The 20,000-nt window shown below is 44.1% G+C and carries 20 protein-coding genes and 1 pseudogene; 14 read left to right on the top strand and 7 right to left on the bottom strand.

Features of this window, described 5'->3' with window-relative positions; genetic code table 11:
- Nucleotides 1–110 precede the first annotated feature (110 nt).
- Nucleotides 111–212 (top strand): annotated as a pseudogene (locus tag MHN02_RS17230) (DUF1826 domain-containing protein); the annotation flags it as partial.
- Between the two features lie 223 nt (nucleotides 213–435).
- On the opposite strand, the gene MHN02_RS17225 reads toward MHN02_RS17230, so the two are convergent.
- Nucleotides 436–1,962 (bottom strand): ATP-binding cassette domain-containing protein, encoded by a 1,527-nt coding sequence (locus MHN02_RS17225; protein WP_336246524.1) that lies wholly within the window; start codon nucleotides 1,960–1,962, stop codon nucleotides 436–438.
- Between the two features lie 118 nt (nucleotides 1,963–2,080).
- Here MHN02_RS17225 and MHN02_RS17220 point away from each other — a divergent pair, with 118 nt between their 5' ends.
- Nucleotides 2,081–2,575, top strand: coding sequence for a GNAT family protein (locus tag MHN02_RS17220; protein ID WP_336246523.1), 495 nt, complete (start codon nucleotides 2,081–2,083; stop codon nucleotides 2,573–2,575).
- A gap of 60 nt (nucleotides 2,576–2,635) precedes the next feature.
- Here the strand turns inward: MHN02_RS17220 and MHN02_RS17215 are convergent, their stop codons facing one another.
- The gene (locus MHN02_RS17215; protein ID WP_014979686.1) at nucleotides 2,636–3,055 is read right to left on the bottom strand and encodes a helix-turn-helix domain-containing protein; all 420 of its coding nucleotides are present in this window, start codon (nucleotides 3,053–3,055) and stop codon (nucleotides 2,636–2,638) included.
- Nucleotides 3,056–3,147: 92 nt separating this feature from the next.
- On the opposite strand from MHN02_RS17215, the gene MHN02_RS17210 reads away from it, so the two are divergent.
- Nucleotides 3,148–3,639, top strand: a complete 492-nt coding sequence (locus MHN02_RS17210; protein ID WP_014979685.1) for a DUF2938 domain-containing protein — start codon at nucleotides 3,148–3,150, stop codon at nucleotides 3,637–3,639.
- A gap of 106 nt (nucleotides 3,640–3,745) precedes the next feature.
- Here MHN02_RS17210 and MHN02_RS17205 read toward each other — a convergent pair whose 3' ends face one another.
- Complete coding sequence (locus MHN02_RS17205) at nucleotides 3,746–4,456, bottom strand: hypothetical protein (RefSeq protein WP_239247480.1); 711 nt, start codon at nucleotides 4,454–4,456, stop codon at nucleotides 3,746–3,748.
- 269 nt (nucleotides 4,457–4,725) lie between these two features.
- Between MHN02_RS17205 and MHN02_RS17200 the strand changes: the two genes are divergently transcribed.
- The 6 genes from MHN02_RS17200 (at nucleotide 4,726) to MHN02_RS17175 (ending at nucleotide 8,561) form a co-directional block, all read left to right on the top strand.
- A complete protein-coding gene (locus MHN02_RS17200; protein ID WP_239247479.1) occupies nucleotides 4,726–5,163 on the top strand; it encodes a GNAT family N-acetyltransferase in 438 nt (145 codons plus the stop codon).
- A 45-nt stretch (nucleotides 5,164–5,208) separates the two neighbouring features.
- Nucleotides 5,209–5,553 (top strand): lactoylglutathione lyase, encoded by a 345-nt coding sequence (locus MHN02_RS17195; protein WP_014979682.1) that lies wholly within the window; start codon nucleotides 5,209–5,211, stop codon nucleotides 5,551–5,553.
- A 30-nt stretch (nucleotides 5,554–5,583) separates the two neighbouring features.
- Nucleotides 5,584–6,003 (top strand): GNAT family N-acetyltransferase, encoded by a 420-nt coding sequence (locus MHN02_RS17190; RefSeq protein ID WP_239247478.1) that lies wholly within the window; start codon nucleotides 5,584–5,586, stop codon nucleotides 6,001–6,003.
- A gap of 387 nt (nucleotides 6,004–6,390) precedes the next feature.
- Entirely contained in the window at nucleotides 6,391–7,056 is a 666-nt protein-coding gene (locus tag MHN02_RS17185) for a FlgO family outer membrane protein (RefSeq protein ID WP_014976894.1), read from the top strand.
- A gap of 4 nt (nucleotides 7,057–7,060) precedes the next feature.
- Nucleotides 7,061–7,825, top strand: a complete 765-nt coding sequence (locus tag MHN02_RS17180; RefSeq protein WP_014949957.1) for a FlgO family outer membrane protein — start codon at nucleotides 7,061–7,063, stop codon at nucleotides 7,823–7,825.
- A gap of 10 nt (nucleotides 7,826–7,835) precedes the next feature.
- The gene (locus MHN02_RS17175; protein WP_239247477.1) at nucleotides 7,836–8,561 is read left to right on the top strand and encodes a FlgO family outer membrane protein; all 726 of its coding nucleotides are present in this window, start codon (nucleotides 7,836–7,838) and stop codon (nucleotides 8,559–8,561) included.
- 124 nt (nucleotides 8,562–8,685) lie between these two features.
- Here the strand turns inward: MHN02_RS17175 and mnmC are convergent, their stop codons facing one another.
- On the bottom strand, nucleotides 8,686–10,746 hold the full coding sequence (gene mnmC, locus MHN02_RS17170; protein WP_171337651.1) for a bifunctional tRNA (5-methylaminomethyl-2-thiouridine)(34)-methyltransferase MnmD/FAD-dependent 5-carboxymethylaminomethyl-2-thiouridine(34) oxidoreductase MnmC: 2,061 nt from the start codon (nucleotides 10,744–10,746) through the stop codon (nucleotides 8,686–8,688).
- A gap of 3 nt (nucleotides 10,747–10,749) precedes the next feature.
- Nucleotides 10,750–12,024, bottom strand: a complete 1,275-nt coding sequence (locus MHN02_RS17165; RefSeq protein WP_171337650.1) for a galactose oxidase — start codon at nucleotides 12,022–12,024, stop codon at nucleotides 10,750–10,752.
- A 223-nt stretch (nucleotides 12,025–12,247) separates the two neighbouring features.
- Between MHN02_RS17165 and MHN02_RS17160 the strand changes: the two genes are divergently transcribed.
- Nucleotides 12,248–13,813 carry an AMP-binding protein gene (locus tag MHN02_RS17160; RefSeq protein ID WP_239247476.1) on the top strand — a complete coding sequence of 522 codons (1,566 nt, stop codon included), beginning with the start codon at nucleotides 12,248–12,250 and terminating at the stop codon, nucleotides 13,811–13,813.
- A gap of 293 nt (nucleotides 13,814–14,106) precedes the next feature.
- Nucleotides 14,107–15,321 carry a beta-ketoacyl-ACP synthase I gene (fabB, locus tag MHN02_RS17155; RefSeq protein WP_014949953.1) on the top strand — a complete coding sequence of 405 codons (1,215 nt, stop codon included), beginning with the start codon at nucleotides 14,107–14,109 and terminating at the stop codon, nucleotides 15,319–15,321.
- Between the two features lie 116 nt (nucleotides 15,322–15,437).
- Here fabB and MHN02_RS17150 read toward each other — a convergent pair whose 3' ends face one another.
- Complete coding sequence (locus MHN02_RS17150) at nucleotides 15,438–17,159, bottom strand: serine hydrolase domain-containing protein (RefSeq protein WP_239247475.1); 1,722 nt, start codon at nucleotides 17,157–17,159, stop codon at nucleotides 15,438–15,440.
- A 452-nt stretch (nucleotides 17,160–17,611) separates the two neighbouring features.
- On the opposite strand from MHN02_RS17150, the gene MHN02_RS17145 reads away from it, so the two are divergent.
- Nucleotides 17,612–17,842 (top strand): CopG family transcriptional regulator, encoded by a 231-nt coding sequence (locus MHN02_RS17145; RefSeq protein WP_110288631.1) that lies wholly within the window; start codon nucleotides 17,612–17,614, stop codon nucleotides 17,840–17,842.
- On the top strand, nucleotides 17,843–18,130 hold the full coding sequence (locus MHN02_RS17140; protein WP_136782926.1) for a type II toxin-antitoxin system RelE/ParE family toxin: 288 nt from the start codon (nucleotides 17,843–17,845) through the stop codon (nucleotides 18,128–18,130).
- Nucleotides 18,131–18,378: 248 nt separating this feature from the next.
- Here the strand turns inward: MHN02_RS17140 and MHN02_RS17135 are convergent, their stop codons facing one another.
- A complete protein-coding gene (locus MHN02_RS17135) occupies nucleotides 18,379–19,068 on the bottom strand; it encodes a Crp/Fnr family transcriptional regulator (RefSeq protein WP_239247473.1) in 690 nt (229 codons plus the stop codon).
- Between the two features lie 174 nt (nucleotides 19,069–19,242).
- Between MHN02_RS17135 and MHN02_RS17130 the strand changes: the two genes are divergently transcribed.
- Nucleotides 19,243–19,998 carry a class II aldolase/adducin family protein gene (locus tag MHN02_RS17130; protein ID WP_039225270.1) on the top strand — a complete coding sequence of 252 codons (756 nt, stop codon included), beginning with the start codon at nucleotides 19,243–19,245 and terminating at the stop codon, nucleotides 19,996–19,998.
- The last annotated feature ends 2 nt before the right edge of the window (nucleotides 19,999–20,000 follow it).

Raw genomic sequence — 20,000 nt, 5'->3', positions numbered from 1 at the left:
GGGAAACGGACTTGGGCTGAGAAGAATCTAGCTCAAATCTAAACTGACAGCGACACCTGAAAAAACGGGTAACTGTCAGATCAAGTCTGAGCTAGTACAGTTTACTTAAAGGTAAGTCGTGGCAGGGCCATGAAGAATTTGCCGCCGTGCACCGGTCCTGCAAAGTCATCTCTGGTACTCATCGCGTGTTGCTTACCCTGGATCCCATGTAGTTTTTAAGTACTTATTGTACCTCACCCTCGGTTACTTCGGCGCTATCACTTTTTCCATGAGTTTTCCCTTGTGATAGCGCTTTTTTCTCTCTCGGTACCTAGCCTCGCTAATCTTCTTAAATATCCGCTTTTAAGCTTCCAGCTTTAAGGCTAATTGCCTAACAGGCAAGTGCCACACCTTTTTAGCGAAGACCTGAAAAGCCAAGTTTTTCAACATATACCCTTAAACATTATAGTCTTTCATATTTAACGTATTGTGAATGCTAGGAATGCGTTCTTCTGCATGGTGATTCACATACAGCAGTGTACTTGTGCCAGCCCTAGCCAATATATCAATAAGCTTAAGCGCTTTCTGTCGGTTGAAGTCGTCTAAACCATTGCAAGGTTCATCCAAAATAAGCACGGCGGGGTGCTTAACCATAGAACGTGCAATAAGTACTAATCGCTGGTCACCAAAAGACAGTGACTGAAACGGCGTGTTCTTTTTCTGTTTCAACCCCAGTACTTCAAGCCACTGCTCTGCCACCATGCGTTCCGCTAGCGTGGGGCGAGTGTACAGACCAATACTGTCGTGAAAGCCTGAAATGATAACGTGCTCAACACTTGCATTCACTTTGTACTGCATGTGGAGCGCATTCGACATAATTCCAATGTGCTTTTTAATGTCCCATATGCTCTCGCCTGTGCCACGTTTTATGCCAAACATTGTTAAATCGTTGATATAACAATGGGAATTATCACCGGTAAACATTTGAAGCAAACAGGTTTTGCCTGACCCATTTGGACCAGTGATCTGCCAATGCTCATTTTTGTTAAGCGTAAAGTTAAGCTTTTCAAATACGGTTCGCTCATCGAAGCGCACGAACCCATCTTTAAGCTGAATTAAGGTATGAGGTAGTGAATCTAACTCACTGTTTTGCTCATTGAGGTTTCGGTCATTGCGATTGGGGTCATCGCCGTGCTTGTCTTTAGCGTTAAGGGCTAAGGGAACATTGATATCATCAGACTCTAGTGCAAACCAGGTGCTTAATTCTGAGCGCAAACCGTCATAGTTAAGTTTATCTTCAGATTTCCACGTAATAGCCAAGTCATCCATGACAATCAACTGGGCTTGCATATTCTTGGGAATATCTGCGAGTTTGTTGGCGGTAAGTACTAAAGAAGCTTGCTGCTGAGAGACAAGAAAGCGACTAAATGCGCTTATCGCTTCAACATCTAAACCTTCGAAGGGTTCATCAAGCAAAATAATAGAGGCATTACTTAACCATGCCAACATGATAATAATCTTGCGGGTTTCACCTGTTGAAAGTGAAAGAAACCCATTATCTAGCAAATGCTCAATTCTAAGCGCAGAGGCTAGCTCGTTGTAATAACGATGACTTTGGTAATCTTTATTGATGCCCGCGAATAGTTCGCGAACCTGTGTTGGCTCAGCTATTACGTCTAAAATATCCGCACTGTCTTTTTGTTTTTCTTCTTCAATTAACGCTTGCTGTTTAAAAACCGATACTTCTGCAACAACCGAACTACATTCACGACTACCGCTTACGACCTTCCCACTACCGGCAAGCGCGGAAATTAAGAGTGACTTTCCGCTACTGTTTCTGCCTGCGATAAGGAAGTGCGACGGCGCACTTTCAGTACAGAGCGCTAGCGAAAATGCAGGAGTAATGTATTGATTAGAAAGCTTTATTTGAAATTCAGAAAGGTACAGCATTAATGATCGCGAGTGAATATGGTGTAGAACCATTGTGAAGTTTTCTGATTACGTGTCAATGGTGAATAAGACTTTCTGAAGCCAGAACTAGCTGGTAAGTTAGTCTCATAAGGTAAATGCAGCATTGGATGCTTGCTAAGGGAATAAAATAGTGAGCAAGGTAACACTCAGAGATTTTAAAATGAGCGATGTGGGTAGACTGGTAGATATTTTGAATCAACCGTCGGTCACGCAATTTCTGTCGACAAAAATTCCCAGCCCTTATACAAAAGAAGATGCCACATGGTGGATTCAAGAGGGGAGCAAAGAAGGTTTTATAAGAGCTGTAGAGTACGACGGCGAGTTAGTAGGGTGTATTGGTGTTAACCCAGGAAACTTTGAATATGAAAGAGCCGGAGAGGTCGGGTACTGGCTTTGTTCATCACATTGGCGAAAAGGGATTATGCGTGACGCGCTGCGCCAAATTATCGCTCTTACTTTCTCAAACACAAGTATAGAGCGCATTTTTGCCTGTGTATTTTCATCCAATCTTGCTTCGCAAAAGCTGCTGCTAGATGTAGGGTTTAAGCAAGAAGCGATATTGCAACGCGCTATTTTTAAAAACGAACGTTTTTACGATAGCCATATTTTTGCCATTTTGAGATAGCTCTTCGATGGTGACTTTAGGACCCGCAAAGCGTTGAGTGGTTTCCATTGATACGGATATTTATTTTACTGCTTTATTCGCGGCAACGCCTTCAATCACCCCTGCGGCTGCAAGGTTCATCAATCGACGAAACCTCGGACATTCCAAATGACTCGGTGCCGTGCAAGCAGCTGCATGCTGCAGACCATCACGCATGGCTTCTAATTTTTTGATTGTTCCATCTAATTCGTTCGCTTTTTTAAGTAGTAGAGCGCGGTCTATATCAGGCTTTGCATCGGTTCCTAGTATTCCTGCAATTTCTTCCAGTGAAAAACCTGCTGCGCGGCCTAGTGCGATTAATTCAAGGCGCTCTAGTACGTTTGAGCTAAATACGCGACGTATACCTTGTCGACCAATAGATTTGATAAGGCCTTTTTCTTCATAAAAGCGCAGTGTTGATGCCGACACTCCTGACTTTTTTGCTACTCGAGATATTTCCATACTTGTTACCCATAAAGGCACTTGACTTAAAGTTAACTTGAAGTTGTAGGCTAGCATCTCATGTTAATTGAAACTAGTTATTGAGAGTGAATATGGAAAGTATTGTTTTTATCTTGCTGATAGGTATTGGAGCTACTTTAGTGATGGATTTATGGGCCTTGTTGAGAAAGCAATTGTTTGGTATTGCCCCTACCAATTGGGGCATGGTGGGGCGCTGGATAGGGCACATGAGAAAAGGGCAGGTTCGTCATACTTCTATTTCAAGTGCCCATGCTGTTCACGGGGAAAGTACTATTGGGTGGACAGCCCATTACCTAATTGGAATTGCCTATGCAGCACTGCTTATTTTCATATGCGGAGAATCTTGGTTGTTCGAACCGACGCTGGGTCCAGCAGTGGCGCTCGGTATCGCTACAGTCGTTGCACCGTTCTTTATATTGCAGCCAGGTATGGGGGCGGGTATTGCGGCATCGAAAACGCCTAATCCTAGCGCTGTCCGTCTACACAGCGTTTTAAACCATGCAGTATTTGGCTTAGGGTTGTACCTTGCGGCATTGGTTCTAAGGCTCGCCCTGTCCTTATAGTCATGGAATTGGTCGAGCGGTAAATACAAATAGAAGCTGCAGACTGCCAGACAGAATCTGGCTAGGGAAGGCATTAGCTAGTAAAATAAAAGGCGACTGGGGTTACTCAGTTGGCGATTATTACAGTTGATGCCTTACCTTTTCTGACGCCAAGAAATGTAGCAACGTGCTGATTATCTTCACTGTATAGCCTAACAAAGCCTCCTTGCATACTGGACGAAATGTCTGCATCAAACATTAAGTCATCTACTAGACTATTTAATATTTCAGCGTCATCTGACACCACCTCTATTGCACAAAGGTCATTATTGCAAACGGCCTCTTGATACAGTGCTGCGTCTTGCTCATTTAGTCTGTCGATAAGTGAATCTTGCAGATCGCTTTCTATTGAAAGGGTTTCACTAGTTTTTGGAGCAAACTTTATCGTCTCTACAAGGCCCCTTAATTCTGTAATAGTTAAAGAACCTAAACGCTTAGTATCCAATGTGGCAACGTCGTTATTGACCTTCAAAATGTGACTTGTATCGTCAATGGGTTCTTCTGGTTCAATTAAAGCGTGAACCTTGGTTTCATTACTAGTTAGCTTTTCATTTTTTAGCTCAGCGTCAGTATCAATTTTCGTCACCATAAGTTCTTCCGCTGAAGTCAGTGCTTGATACGAAGTTGAGCCTGACTTATCCGCTAGGGGAACTGCTGTATTGTTCAGGTTAGTTGCTTGGTCTTTCTTCTGAATTAGTGGCTCACTGGTTAACGAACCGATAAAGTAACCCACAGTAGTGAACAGTGCTACGGTCAAAACAAAAGAGAGTTTTTTCAATATAAATATCCTTATTTCAATAACTGAAAGATGTTGTGCTTGTTATGGGGAAGATGACCTCTGTCAAAAGCGCTATTCCTTATGCTCTTAACCAACAGTTCCTGTAAAACGTGTCACTATACTATAAAGATTAAAACACGAACCAAGAACAACATATCACAATGAATAGCGAAATTACTTACTTCAATTGCTGATAAGAAAGTTTAAAATACCAAATCAGCCACAATTATTTATTTGTTCTTAATAATTAACTGGAAAAAGAAAACAGGATGAAAATTTCACTGGAAGAAATAAACAAATCTAACTATGAGCAGGTTTGTGACTTGGATGTGGCGGAAAATCAGCAAGCCTTTGTTGCGTGCAATATGTGGTCGTTGGTTGAGTCTTTTTACAACGAGAACCATACCTGCAAAGCCATTTATTGCAACGACCAGCCCGTAGGGTTCTTCATGTGGGTTCAGGAAACGCCAACCAAAGTGTCCATTTGGCGCTTTATGATTGATGAGAGCCATCAGAATAATGGAATTGGCAGAGTTGCTTTATCTCAAGCTATCACGCTTATAAAGCAAACTTCTGAGCTCAAACAGATAGAGATATGCTATAACCCCAAGAATCCTGTCGCCAAAGCCTTCTATTCAAGCTTTGGTTTCGAAGAGGTGGGGTTAGATGAAGATGGCGAAGATATGCTTGCTGTTATTGCCATTTAGCCACGATTTAAATTTAAAGCAGCGAAATGCGAGGGATCTCAAGATATGGATGTCATAGATATTAAGACTTTTATTCCAAGCAAAAACTACGACATTTCTAAAGCATTTTATTCTGAGATTGGATTTAATGCAGAATACGTAAATGAAGACCTAACACTGTTTGAAAATGGTGATTGTCTCTTCTTTCTTCAGCGCTTTTATAATCCTGAATTGGCGAATAACTTTATGCTACAAATATGTGTAGCAGATATTCAGTACGCTTTTGATTTGTGCTCGCGCTCGTTACATAAAACGAAAATTTCATCAATTGAGCAACAACATTGGGGAAGTGTTTTCTATCTGTGGGGCCCGTCGGGCGAACTACTTCACATTACCGAATTAGGTAGCTAGCTTTGGCGAGAACGAGGGACGGAATGACGAATGATGCATATGAATTACACCGTTAAAGAAAGCCCTCCGTCAGTTGAAGACTTTGCCAGTTTAAGAAAATTGATTGGATGGAGTAACCCGTGTCTATCGGTTGTTCAAAAAAGTATTGATGCCTCGTTGTTTTGGGCAACAATTTACCTCGACAACAACTTTGTAGGCTGTGGTCGGGTGATTGGCGATGGCGCAATGTATTTTTATATTCAAGACGTCATTATTCATCCAGACCATCAGAATAAAGGCTTGGGATCGAAAATAATGAACACGTTAATTAGACATTTAGAGTCTTGCTGCGCACCTGGCGCAACGATTGGTTTGTTGGCTGCGCACGGTAAAGAGAGTTTTTATCTTAAATTCGGTTTTGAACCTCGTGATGGTGAAAGTTTAGGTTTAGGCATGTGCAGGTTTACTTAGCTAATTGGTCATTAACGCGGCATGAGAGTCCCAAGAGTCCTCAAGTTTTTTTTGGTCACTTGGCATTATGATCATTGCCTATTAATTATCGGCAGCTTTCTGTCCTAAGGCGGCAAGTCGCCTCCGCTTTTTGTGGGTTGTATGGCGATGAATATTAAATTCTTTCAGCACTGAAAAAATATATATCCCCCTGAAAGTAGCCGCCTTATCTAACACGTTTAAAAGTAGCGCTCATAATGCTACCTGCAGCCTCTCTTTGGTGTGAATTTTGCAGAGCCTGCTTAAAGACACTGAAAATGTCGGTTTGCGTAGCAGCTGATCACTGTTTTTCGATGAGTTTTTGCTTCTTTCCGATAGAAATTTGACGTTTTTCACTGGACACGTGTAATGAAAAGTATGACAAAACCTGTCTCTCACGCTTTGCTGACAGAAAATGGTCGCTTGGTCGCGAAAGCCTTGGCATATACCGCGCTTCTCTTGGGCTTACTCTCTGGTTGCTCTTCATCTGACGAACCAAAGAGTCAATTTGCGCAAACCGATGCCAGCGACGTATCTGCATTGGGGAATGTGGAATACCATACCTATATGTTGGCAAACGAACTTTTTGCTGATGTGGGTCCAGCACGTCAGTCTCGCTATGCGGTAGTTGGCTTTGTACCTGCCGATACTATGAAATACAGTGCTGATCATCAACATCCGCTAATGTTGTTGGGTCATCAACTTGAACAGGGAATGATTACTGAGGCCACGAAAAGAGGCTTTTCTACTCAAGAATTTAAGCTTTCGAACGATATAATTGTTAGTAACGAAAGCGACAGAGTGTTAACCCGCGATATCGACCAGCTTTCCAACATTGAGCGCGTCGATTTTTATATAACCGGCACTATGGTTTATCAAGAGTCTGGCGCGGTGGTTAACGCTCGAATTATCAACGCTAGAAATAAAAACATTGTCGCTGCAGCAACACGCTTTTTCCCTGCCGAACTGTTTTGGCGCGAAGAACAAGTAACCACCAGAAACGGCAAGTTATACAGAACTGAAGGTACGAGGTAACCCCATGAAAAGACGAAATCAATACGCGGCGCTTTCGCTTTGTGCTTCACTGCTAAGCGTCAGCGGGTGCTCTATGATGATGGGGGAAGAAGAGGTAGCCGAACAAGCGCCTCAGCGCCCGGCCATGAACGTGATTGATATTACTGCCGCCGACCGCGCTCCCTCAAAGCCAGTTGAAAATACCAGTGATACCCAGTCTCAGGGTATGGACGCGTATGGCGCTATCGGTCAACCTCCTTTGTATTCGAGCGTACAGGGCGCGTATAAAGGTCGACCTCTAACCAAGCATATTGGCGACTATGTGAAGAACATGGCGCAAGACTTAATTGCCAATATGGAATATGTGAATAACAAGACACCTATTGGTGTAACCCATTTCGCACTACTAGATACTGACTTGCAGAAAACGGATTTGCTAGGTCGTCAGATGGCGGAATCTTTTGTTCACGAACTGCATAAATTCCGCGTACCCGTTATCGACTTCAAAGCCACCGAGTATATTCGCATTACTGACGATGGCGATTTTGTATTAAGCCGAGACTATTTGGAATTGAGCAGCAGCCTTCCTATAGAATACGTACTTACCGGAACCATGACCAAGCACCAAGGTGGCGTGTTAGTTAATGCCCGTATTTTAGGCATGGAGTCGCGCGCGGTGGTGGCAACTGCGCAAATGTTAGTGCCGTTCTACGTAGTAGATGCACTTATTCCAAGTGACGGTAGCCAGCAAAACGGTATGCGCGATGGCGTTAAGCTAAGTCGCGGCTAGGAGTTTCAGCATGGTGTTTACAAAGAAGCTTGTGTCAAGCAGTTGGGCAGCCGTTGGCGTAATGCTAAGTGTATGTATGACAGGGTGTACTAGCACACAATCTATTGGCTCATTTTGGTTAGGTGAAGACGGTGAAATTACGCATCACGCCGAGCCAGTGCCTGTACCAAGCCGCTCAGGGCTGGAGTACACACCAGATTCTCGCGATAGACAATATCAACAGCACGTGGAAGTCGCCCCCGGCTATAAAGACCCATTACACCATGGCTATTCACCTTCACAGACGCACAAGCGCTTAAATGATTACGCCTCGCAACTTGCGATGGAGTTAATGGACAATGCAACCCGTCTTACGCAGCAAGATATGGTGGGTGTGGCGAGTTTTGTTAGGCTTAATCAGTCGTTGAGCGACAGCACCGTGTTAGGCAATCAGCTTTCAGAGTATCTAATAGCCGAGCTACAAGACTTTGGGTTAGCGGTTGTCGACTTTAAGCTTGCAGGTGGCATTACTGTAACGCCAGTCGGCGATTTTGTTCTTACTCGAGATGGTACTGCGCTAGCTAAACAGGTTGAAATGGACCATGTTGTAACCGGCACCATCATTGAAGATGACAGAGGCGTACGCGTAAACGCCCGTATCGTGTCGCTGGAAAATAAACAAGTGGTAGCCAGCGCCAACGTATACATTCCTGCGTTTATCGTGATGGATTTGAATAAAATGGCTAGTGTTAACTAGCCATTTACTTTAATTGCGCTCTGTCTATAAAAGCGAACTCCTTTCATGTTCGCTTTAAAACCTCTAAACATCTTATCTTTTGGGTCTAGGTACAGGAGGATTTTCACAAAGGCCTCTCCGTTTATTAACCCTGACTTCTAATCGCTTCGCGAGTCATAAAGCGGCTTGTGTTTACAGCATTAAGCAGATCGTTGCTTAAAGGTAGCGGCTCATTACATAGACTACTCACCAAGACCTCTGCCATTAAAGGCGCTGTGGTTAACCCTCGAGACCCAAGGCAAGTAAGGGTGGAAACTACGCTGTTTGGCAACACTGGCGCGCTAGTCAACGGTTTGCCCACGCCTAGCATAGTGTAGTGTTCTTTTAATGAGTCAAAGTTATGTAGTGCACCGACAACAGGCTGGTGGTCGGGTGAACCTAAACGGGTAGCAGCTCTGGCTTTACCGTCATGGTGTAATGCTTGCACAATGTCGGTGTTTGCTAGCGCCTGTTCATGTGTGGCAAGGTTCGTTTCAGTTTCATCGCCTCGTATATCGGTACTTAAGTCGTTTTTAACGTAGGTTGAACCTAACGCATGTCGACCTTCGAATACAGGTGTCATATAGCCTTTGTGACACAACACAGTGTTAAGCTGTTCAATTGGCATTTGGGTGGGAATAGCTTCAACCTGGCCGCGAACAGGGCGAAGGGATAGGCTGTTAAAATCGCTAGCGTTTACCGCACCTGCACCAAGGGCTAGGATAAGATGATCGGCAGTAATAACTTCTTCATTCTCAGCGCTATCTAAGTTAAAGCGAATCCGCACCCGCTGCTTTGTTGTCTCAACTGCCTCATGAGATACATAGGTATGATTGGGTTTCAGCGTGAGTTTGCCACTTTGAAGTGCTTCTTCAATCATGCCAGTAACTAGCTGTGGAGGAGAAATCCATCCGCCCAAACCAATGTATAAGCCAGAGTAGGGAAGAGCTAGGTTAGCGATATCGCTCACCTCTTTACTGTCCACGGGCTTAATCAAAGCTTCAGGCCATACGTCGGCTGCTGCCAGTTTATTTTGGCGTTCTGCTACCTTGTCGTTAAAGCTTAGTTGAATAACGCCACAGAAATCATGGGCAACGTCGGCTAGGCCAGAGACTTTTGCATGTTCAATGGTGTGGTCGTAGCGTTGGCGCGCATATAAAAAACTGTGCGCCTGAATGCGGCTGGCAATACTTGCTTCGCTATGAAGCTGCGGGTAAAAACCGCCTTGCGGGTTGCCAGACGCGCCGCTTGCAAGGGTGTTACCATCAAAATACAAAGTAGTGCTAATGCCGCGATTTACTAAAGCCAGGCATGCTGTAGCTGCAGCAAGGCCGGAACCGACTACTGCGACTTTACTTGTTTTATCTAAGCTGCCGTTAGCGTACCTGTAATAGGGGCCAGCAGGCAGGCGAAGTTTATGCTGCACATTTTCATTTTTTTGGTTAAAAACGCCAGTGAGCATGTCACGCTTACGGCCAAAACCGTTGCGTTTTTTAATGGTAAAACCCACACCAGCAAGCCCACGTTTTACGATGCCTGCGGCGGTAAAGGTTCCAAAGGTTGTACCTGTTTTTGACAACCGAGCCATTTGGCTAAACAGTGCATCGGTCCACATATCAGGGTTTTTGCTTGGTGCAAAACCATCTAAAAACCAGGCATCGATGAGGCCATTTACAGGAGAATGCCATTGAGGTAGAAGTTCGTGAACATCACCAATCCACAAGTCGAGTGTGGTTGAATGGTTGTCAAAATGAAGGCGATGACAACCTTCAAGGCCCATGGGGTAAAGTGAAGCGAGTGCTTGCGCTTCGTCTTTAAGAGCAGGAAAAGCTTCTAGCGCACGCTGCATATCCTGTTGAGGCAGTGGAAACTTTTCCGTGGTGATAAAATACAGGCGCTTTAACGGATGGTCAGGGTTTGCTGCTTTAAATTCGTTGAAGGCACGCATGGCGACCAAAAAGTTCAGCCCAGTTCCAAAACCAGTTTCGGCGATGACAAAAGTAGGATTGCGCCACTGTTGCCAGCGCTCAGCAAGGTCGTTGCCTGCAACAAAAACGTGTTGGGTTTCATCAATGCCGCTGTCGTTAGAAAAATAAACGTCGTCAAAATGGTCGGCGACAGGCGTACCGCTCTCATTAAAATGAACCTGTGCATGCTTAGATTTCACTGTTTATTTTTCTCCGTTTATATTGTTTTGGTGTTGGCACTTTGAACTAGGGGCAGTTTTCACTACTTCATCAGCTTGCCCATCCGATGCTTGATTTGAAGCGCCAGAATTAGCCTGGCTTTTAGATAAACAAGACATTTCTTCGAGTGTTGAAAAGTGAGGAATTACTTTACTGGTCACGTGCTGTGCGCCAAGCATACCGCCAATAGTGCTCCACGAACCATTAACGTTAATTAATCCGCGATGATCCATCGTAGGTGCTTCAGCTTCTGTTTTCGAGATAACCCAAGTGCCTTCGGCAATATCAAAGGTCCATATGGCGTCATCTGCTGTTGAAGGCTCGCCGTTATAGCCGATGCCATTATAATTGTACGGATTAATTGAGCCGCCAACAAAATAGATTTTATTGGTGGCCTTATCTCCCGCTGCCGCCATGCGATAGCGCGCAGTACCCGTTGGATGGTCAAGTGTACGCCAATCAATTTTTAAAGGGTTTTGCTTATCAATTACGCCTTTAAAGCAGGCGGTTTCTGGCGCGAAGCTGCGGCGTTTATCACTGTGCGGTGTTACAGAAACGCCGTCACAAATTACCATAGTGCTGTTAACGATGCCGCCAGCTTGACCGAATACCGGATTGCCAAGAAAAGGGCTCGCCTGTTGCCATTGGCCGGTTTGCGTATCGTAAACCTGCACAAGATTTACGTTGCCATCGTTGTGCCAGCCAGAAACTAAGTACACGTAACGGTCTTGGTAAACTAAAGCAGTTGCATCATCAACAGGCACGGGCATAGGCGTTAATAGCGTATATTCCCCTGTTACAGGAGCGTATTTATAAACATCTGGCGTACTAATTTCATTGTGATCTTCATCAACCGTGTAACCGCCAAAAATGTAAACGCTGTCTTTTACGCCCACTGCTACTGATGCCAAGCGGCCTTTTAGCGCAAGGCTGGATGGAACGGGGGAAAGAGCCTGCCACCGTAAAGGTTTATCTTTGTTATTGATAACAAGCTGCCAAGCACGGTTGTGCACATCTTTATGGGTTTTTCCTTTGCCCAGCCCCATAAAACTAATTACATATTGCGTGTCGTTTATGGTGACAGAAGCTACGGCATTGTTTGAAACTGGCTCTGGTAGCGCGGGGAGGACGATAGGCGCAGCTGTTGAAGAGACAGTCGCTGCAGAAGCAATGATAAAGGCAGCCACTACGAAAGAAAGTCGGGGTACCGCACTTTGGAAAATGCGTAGAGCAATGGTTCTTGGCTTTTTTAATAACACAGCAATCTTCAGTTTTATCTAAATTTCGAACGTTTGGCCGCGTATTCTACCTGTCACCTTTTTGTTTTTCCGCAAAAGTTTGTACCTGCTTAAAACTCTTCTTTTCTTATTGCTTCTGCAAATAACAATCTATCAGTAAAAACAATACGTTTATTTAATTGTTGTTGTAAATGATTTGTTAAATTTAGCGCTAAGTCTATTGAGGATAGTTCAGGGAGAAGGTATGGCGGGCGTGTTTCACCAATGTGGTCAAAGCATTTGCAAACGCACTAGAGACGAAATGGATGATCGTGCACGTATCATCGCACGTGCACTTGCTGAACATGGTGTGTGCGATAACGATGTGGTAGCTATTCTTATGCGAAACCACGTCGGTATATTTGAAATAGTCGAGGCATGCCGATATGTGGGGTCGCGCTACGTTCTGCTTAATTGGCACAGCCCCGTTGCCGAACTTTTGCCTATTCTGGACGACTGTGGCGCTAAAGTACTGTTCGCTCATCGCGATTTATTAAAGGGTGGGAATGCCCACGAAACGTTATTACAAGTTCCCACCTTGTCTGCGATATACACGATTAAAACGCCAAAAAGCATTTTAGAGCGCTATCATCTTACAGGTGATTCTGAATTGGCGACAGAACCGAAAATCGGGGAGCAGTATCTGTGCCTTGATACGCTATTAGCTGCCTCAAACGCAAAGCGCCACAATGAACCGGCCAAGCGCTTTAAGGGCATGTTTCCCTACACATCTGGCAGCACTGGAAAACCTAAAGGTATTAAGCGAGATGTAGACCTAACGCGGCCAGACCCTTATTTAATATTTAAAGGGCTGTCTGAAGCGTTAATGCAGCTATCAATAGGTGATCGCTTTTTCGTCTCGGCACCGCTTTATCACAGTGCACCACACGCGCTTACGCTCTGCTGTTTAGCAGCGGGTAATATTGATGTATACATTGAGCCTCAATTCGACCCCGAACGCTTTTTACAAGACATAGAGCGGTTTAAGCTGACTCACGCCTATATTGTTCCTACCATGATGGTGAGGCTACTTAAACTGCCCGCGTCGATAAGAAGTAAATACGACACTTCAAGCTTGCGATTTGCCTTATCAACAGGGTCAGCACTGCCAAGCGACGTGAAAGAAGCAATGATTAACTGGTTTGGTCCAATTTTCTATGAGTCTTATGGCGCTAGTGAATTAGGCTTTATGACCCTAATTTCATCTCAAGAAGCATTAGATAAGCCAAATTCTGTGGGTAAGCCCATTCCCGGTGCCGCGATTAAAATACTGAGCGACGATAAAGAGGAGTGCGAAGTAGGTGATGTTGGCGTTATATATGCACACCTTTCCATGTTCGCGCCATTCAAATATACCAATACTACGGGCACGCAAAGCGACTTACATGTTGGTGAATTCACGACATTAGGTGACATGGGTTATGTGGACGAAGATGGCTACTTATATATTTGCGATAGGAAAAAAGACATGATCATCTCAGGTGGCGCCAATATATTTCCTGCTGAAATAGAAAGCGTCATCATAGAAATGCCTGAGGTTGCAGACTGCGCGGTATTCGGTGTGCCTGATGCTGAGTATGGCGAGAAAGTCGTGGTGGCTGTTCAATGCTCACCCGACAATGCGCTGTCGATTGATGCGCTAAACGAGTATTTAGATGGCAAACTAGCGCGGTTCAAGTGGCCTAAAATGTTGCAAATACTCGATGCTCTACCCAGAGAAGATACGGGTAAAATATTTAAGAACAAACTTAGAGCTCGCTTTTGTCAATAAAAGAAACCGCTAGAGCTATTTTGAAGGTTTTATGAAGGTATAAATTAACGCTGGTCATGACCCTGTACATTCGTGCTACATTGGAAATATTCCGAATAAGAGAGCTTAGACGAAGACGGCAAAAACGAAAAAGAAGGGAAGTGGGAAACTACCTGTTTATACACACAAGCCCAGAATTAAAACAGGTAATGCAACGCTTAAGTTTAGCAAATTTGAGTATGGCAATTGGCAGAGCAGACCACTTTACCATTCAAAATCGTTACCATAAGCCGCAACAACGCAAAGGGTAAACTATGAGAAGAGCAGTTATCACCGGTCTTGGTATCGTATCAAGCATCGGCGTAAATAAAGAAGACGTACTTGCTTCACTTAAAGCGGGTAAGTCTGGAATTACATTTTCAGAACAGTTCGCCGAAATGGGCCTTCGCAGCCAAGTTTGGGGCAACATCGACATCGATTTGAAAGACCATATTGACCGTAAAGCTATGCGCTTTATGGGCGATGCGGCAGGCTACGCATACGTAGCGATGCAACAAGCCATTGCAGACTCTGGTTTAGAAGAAAGCGACATTTCAAACGAGCGTACAGGTATTATTGCTGGCTCAGGTGGCGCGTCTTCTGAAAACCAAGTGCTTTCTGCTGATATTCTTCGCGAAAAAGGCGTTAAGCGTGTTGGTCCATACATGGTTCCTCGCTGTATGGCATCTACGGTATCGGCGTGCTTAGCGACGCCGTTTAAAATTCGCGGCGTGAACTATTCAATTGCCTCTGCGTGTGCAACTAGTGCCCACTGTATTGGTAATGCGCTAGAGCTTATTCAGCTTGGTAAGCAAGACGTAGTATTCGCCGGTGGCGGTGAAGAATTACATTGGTCACTATCAAGCCAATTCGACGCTATGGGCGCACTAAGCTCTAAATATAACGACAATCCTGCCGTTGCATCACGTACTTATGACGCAGCACGCGACGGCTTTGTAAGTTCTGGCGGCGGCGGTATGGTTGTTGTTGAAGAACTTGAGCACGCGCTTGCACGCGGCGCAAAAATCTACGGCGAAGTAGTAGGTTACGGCGCTACATCAGACGGTTTCGACATGGTTGCACCGTCGGGTGAAGGCGCAATTCGCTGTATGAAAATGGCAATGCAAAATATTGATGCGCCTATCGATTACTTAAATACTCACGGTACATCAACGCCAGTAGGTGACGTGAAAGAACTTGCGGCGATTCAAGAAGTGTTTGGCCAAGCAGGTGTGCCAATTAGTGCAACCAAGTCGCTGACAGGTCACGCACTAGGTGCAGCGGGTGTAAACGAAGCTATCTATAGCTTGTTGATGATGGAGAATAACTTTATTGCGCCATCAATTAACATCGACACACTGGACGACGCGGCACAAGGGCTAGATATTGTTACCCAAGCTCGTGAAGCAACGTTAAACACAATTATGTCTAACAGCTTTGGTTTCGGCGGCACTAACGCAACGCTTGTTATGCAGCGTTACAACGGTTAGCCGAAACAGCTAGTATCAAAAAGTTCGAAGCTTCGTTTAAGAAGCTTCAAAACAAAAAGGGCGTAAACCTGAACACCATGAGTGTTTGTGTTTACGCCCTTTTTTGTTGTAGATACCTATAGCTTTCTAAAGTAAAGATTGCGAACACGACCGTTAGATATTCTGAAGCCATTCACTTCACCATGAACATCGCGCTCAAATAGGATATCGCCAACTTGTGAGCTAAAAAAGTCACCTTTGACTGGCGCAATATAATGGTCGCTTAGACGGTGATGAGAAATTTTCAGCTGTTTATTTTCTGGTGAAAAGTGATAAGTGGAAGAAAGTTCAGGGCTGAAGTAACTGCCGGCGAACTGCGATAACCAGGTTCTGGTTATTTTGACTGGTGTATAGCCAACCGACACATACGTATCGATATTGTCTACCCGCACTGTCATGAAGCTTGTTTCGTCATCTTTAGTAAATTCAACATAAATCTCTCCCTCTACATTCAGCATTTTGAAGGTGTTTTCGCTGATAGGAGCGAGTTCGCTTACGTCACCTTGGCCTCTTGAATACATTAGTTTACCGTTTTCTAAATATATCTCTCGTGAGTACGCTTCTGGTTTATACCAATAGTGACCCGCATAGGCATTGAGTGTGTCTTCATCTAACTCAATAAAATCTGATATTTGTTTAGGTGAGATTGACTCTAGAAATGCGTTAGCAATGGCGTTATGAGGGGGAGGGGTGTCTTTCTTCAAAAGCGTGTCAGCCATTTGCAGAGCCAATTCCCATGGCCTTGCATCTGCGCCATTATTCAATATTGCAATTGCTAAATTTTGGTTAGGGAATCGAGCTAAATACGAACGAAACCCTGCGTCTCCGCCGCTATGCTGAAAATATTTGATACCTTTGTAATGACTAATAAATTGCCCATAAGCGCCACCAAATGTTTCTCCATTGTTTAAGGACGCAAGAGTATTCATTTGCTTAATTATAGCAGGGCTACCAACAGTCGGTTCGGTGTAGTTAGCTGACCATTTCAGCAGATCTTCTGCGGTTGTAAATAAACTGGTTGCACCTACATTTGAAAAGCTCAACACACTTTTTTTGTAGCCACTGCCATTGGGCTCGTATGAGTAGGCCCTATTGCTAACGATCTTCTGATGGTCGTCATAAAACAAGCTGTTACTCATATTCAATGGAGTGAACAGCCTTTCTTGCGTGAACTGAGCAAAAGATTTACCGCTAACACGCGCAACAACCTCTGCTAATAGTGTGAACCCGGTATTTGAGTAAAGAAACTCTTCTCCCGGTTTGAAGTTTAGCTCTTTTTGTCGCGCTACTATTTTTAGTACGTGTTCGGTAGTGATTACGTCATCTAATCGCCAACCCGCCATACGTAACAAATTCCATTGATCTCGCATGCCGCTTGTATGTGATGCTAAGTGTCGTAAAGTTATTGTGTGACCAAAGTCCGGCACTTCTGGAATGTATTGCCGTATGTCATCATCGAAATTTAACTTACCTTCTTCAGCAAGTAGAAGAATGGCGAATACGGTAAATTGCTTGGATACAGATGCAACGTGAAACATAGTTTCTGGCGTAACAGGTATATCGTATTCTAGGTTTGCGCTGCCATAACCTTTTGAAAATATAACCTCCCCATCCTGCAGAACTGCAACTGAGGCCCCGGGCTTATCAATACCATCGGATTGGGAAAATAGTTGGTCAAACTCGATAGTTTGTTTTGAAGGGATATTTAGAGGCTTTTCAGGTTTTAAAGATGGTTGGCAGGCGCTTATACCAATTAATAGTGATAAAATAACGACTAGACGTGCTGCAAGATTATACATTGTAACGATTCCTTGTTAGCGCTTATTTTCAATTTTTTCCGATGAAGAGCAAGCGTCAATTCGCTGTAGAAAAACGCAAAAACCATTCTCAGGCGAAGGTTAGGGTAAAGTTGTTTTAATTAGTAGGCAAACATATTCTCTATTAACTACCCACTGATGAAAATGCTTTTGCACTTTAGCCGCTTGTTCTGAAAGCTGCGAAGCTAATACATGGGCTATGTCACATCGTTTCTAATTTTAGCCCACGCGTTATAGACCATTTGTGTAGTGTGTGAAGGTTTGCTGTTTGTCTCTAATTGCCAGAAAGACTACTCTTCGGCTGCGTACATTTACCCGTCACTCAAGCTGCCTGTGATAATTTTGGCTTTTGTCTTCTCTAAATTAAAAAATGCTGATGTTTAAACAAGTCTGGTGTAATATTGCACCAGCTAATATCTATTGGAGTAAATGTCATGCCTCGTCAAAGTATCACTCTGACTGAAAAAAATGATGCGTGGCTCAAAAGTCATATTGAAGATACGCGAGAGTATGCAAACAAAAGTGAACTCGTGAATGATTTGATTCGTCGGGCCAGACGCGCTGAGGAAATAAATCAAAAGCTCGTCAGTGCAGAGAGAAGTGGATTCATTGAACAATCGCCTGAAGATATGCTGAAAGAATTTAAGGCTGAATTAAAAAGATAAATGGAAAGCTACAAGCTATCGCTGAATGCCAAAGAGGATCTCAGGCGTATTTATACATATGGATTTGTAGAATTTGGCGAACTCCAAGCAGATAAGTATTTCGAAGGTTTTTTTCAGACATTTGAAAAAATTGCAAGTAATCCATCTGCATACCAATCAGTTGACCATATTCGGCAGGGGTATAGACGCTGCGCTTATGGCTCAGACAGTATTTACTATCGATACAATGGTATTGAAGTTGAGATAATGGCAATTCTGGGTGGGCAAGACATCGTTGAATGGCTCTAAATCAAGCCAACAAACAAAACTCGGTGTCCGCTCCTTGTTTTGAGCAGACTGTAAAGAAGGAAACGAAGTCGCACCGCTCAACACAGTGCGTCACGTACAAATCCATATCTAACTAAGTAAAACCGCAAGCTCACCCTAATATTAATAGAGAGCTACTGTGTTATTACTAAGTTTTCGAAAAATAACTACAAGGCCATTTCACAGCGGAATTCTAGTATTAGTTAAAGCTTTTCAGCTAATTAATTCGGTCAAATAAACTGGTAACGACCAAACAAGGTATCTGGCTCCAAAATGGTGATTTTCCCGTAATGTCGTTTAAGCAAACCTTCACTTTCAAGCTCACCTAAAAGCTGGTTCACCGTTTGCCTACTGCTATTTATCATTTGCGCCAAAGACTCTTGCGAAAGCGTTAGCGTAATCGCGTTGTGTTTGGGCAAATGCTGACCGTAACTGGTGGTAAGCATCAATAGCCGTTTTACAAGCTGGTGTTTAAGGCTAAGCCCTGCACTTGAGTCAATAAACTGAAAAGCGCTGCGTACTCGCGTACATAAAAGGCGAGTAAAATGCGGGTACAGTTCAGGGTACTGTTCAAGTAATGTCTTAAACGCATTTTTTTGAATAATAGCAACGGTGGAGTTTGTCTCACAGAAATTATCATGGGTACGCGGAAGGTCGTCGAACATCGATATTTCACCAAACCAGGTGCCGGGCCCAAGCAACGCGAATAGCATCTCTCGACCATCTACCCCCACAGTAACCACTCTTAAACGGCCTTCGCATACGCCATAAAAACCGACACCGTCTTCACCTTTGGCATGCAGTTGCTGCCCAGCTTTTAAGTGTTTTAGACGCATCTTGTCGAACATGGCTTTCTGCAAATAGGGTGGAAGCGCGCTAAACCAAGTAGAGCTAGCGAGAACAGGTTTAAATTTTTCCATTTAACAAATTTCTTACACTGTCGTATACCCGACAGTGTATAGCAATTACTGCGCGTAATGTAGGCGTTAAGAGAGAGTAAGTGGAAGTTTCATTGAAATGTTCAAGGTATCGAGCCTTCCACCTAGGACTCCCGCCCCAAATGAAATTAATTTATACGTTAAAAGAGTAAAGCTATGACAGATTCAGTAAAGTCGAAAGTTAGCAGTGAAGAATGGCAAACCCGTGTTGATCTAGCCGCATGCTACCGCGCAGTTGCTATGTATGGTTGGGACGATCTCATTTTTACTCACATTTCTGCTCGTGTTCCTGGGCCTGACCATCATTTCTTGATTAATCCCTACGGTTTAATGTTTGATGAAGTTACGGCATCAAGCTTGGTTAAAGTTGATCTTCACGGTAACAAAGTAATGGAAAGTGAATACGACATTAACCCAGCAGGTTTTACTATTCATAGCGCTGTTCATGAGGCTAGAGACGATGCAAAGTGCGTGTTGCATTTGCACACAGCAGAAGGCGTAGCGGTATCCATTTTAGAAGAAGGGCTGCAGCCTTACTCGCAACAGTCGCTTTTCCCGCTGGCGTCGCTTTCCTATCATGCCTACGAAGGCGTGGCGCTAAACCCAGAAGAAAAAGTGCGATTGGTTCGCGACCTTGGCGATACCCAATTTATGATTTTGCGCAATCACGGGCTTTTAACCTGTGCAGACAATATTCCCGATGCATTCTTGTTTATGTTTATTATGCAGCGCGCCTGTGAAATTCAGTTAAAAGCGCAGGCCACAGGCAAACCGCTTATTCCAATTCATTCGGCAATTCTAGATGGCATTCGTACACAAGCCGATCAAGTCACCCGGCAGGCTGGTGGTTCGTTAGCATGGCCGGGTATTAAGCGACGCGTTGAACGCCGTTTCCCTGGATATGACAAGTAACG

This window comes from Alteromonas sp. CNT1-28, assembly GCF_022348345.1.
In the GTDB taxonomy this organism is placed as follows: domain Bacteria; phylum Pseudomonadota; class Gammaproteobacteria; order Enterobacterales; family Alteromonadaceae; genus Alteromonas; species Alteromonas macleodii.
This window is presented reverse-complemented; position numbering and strand designations above follow the sequence as displayed.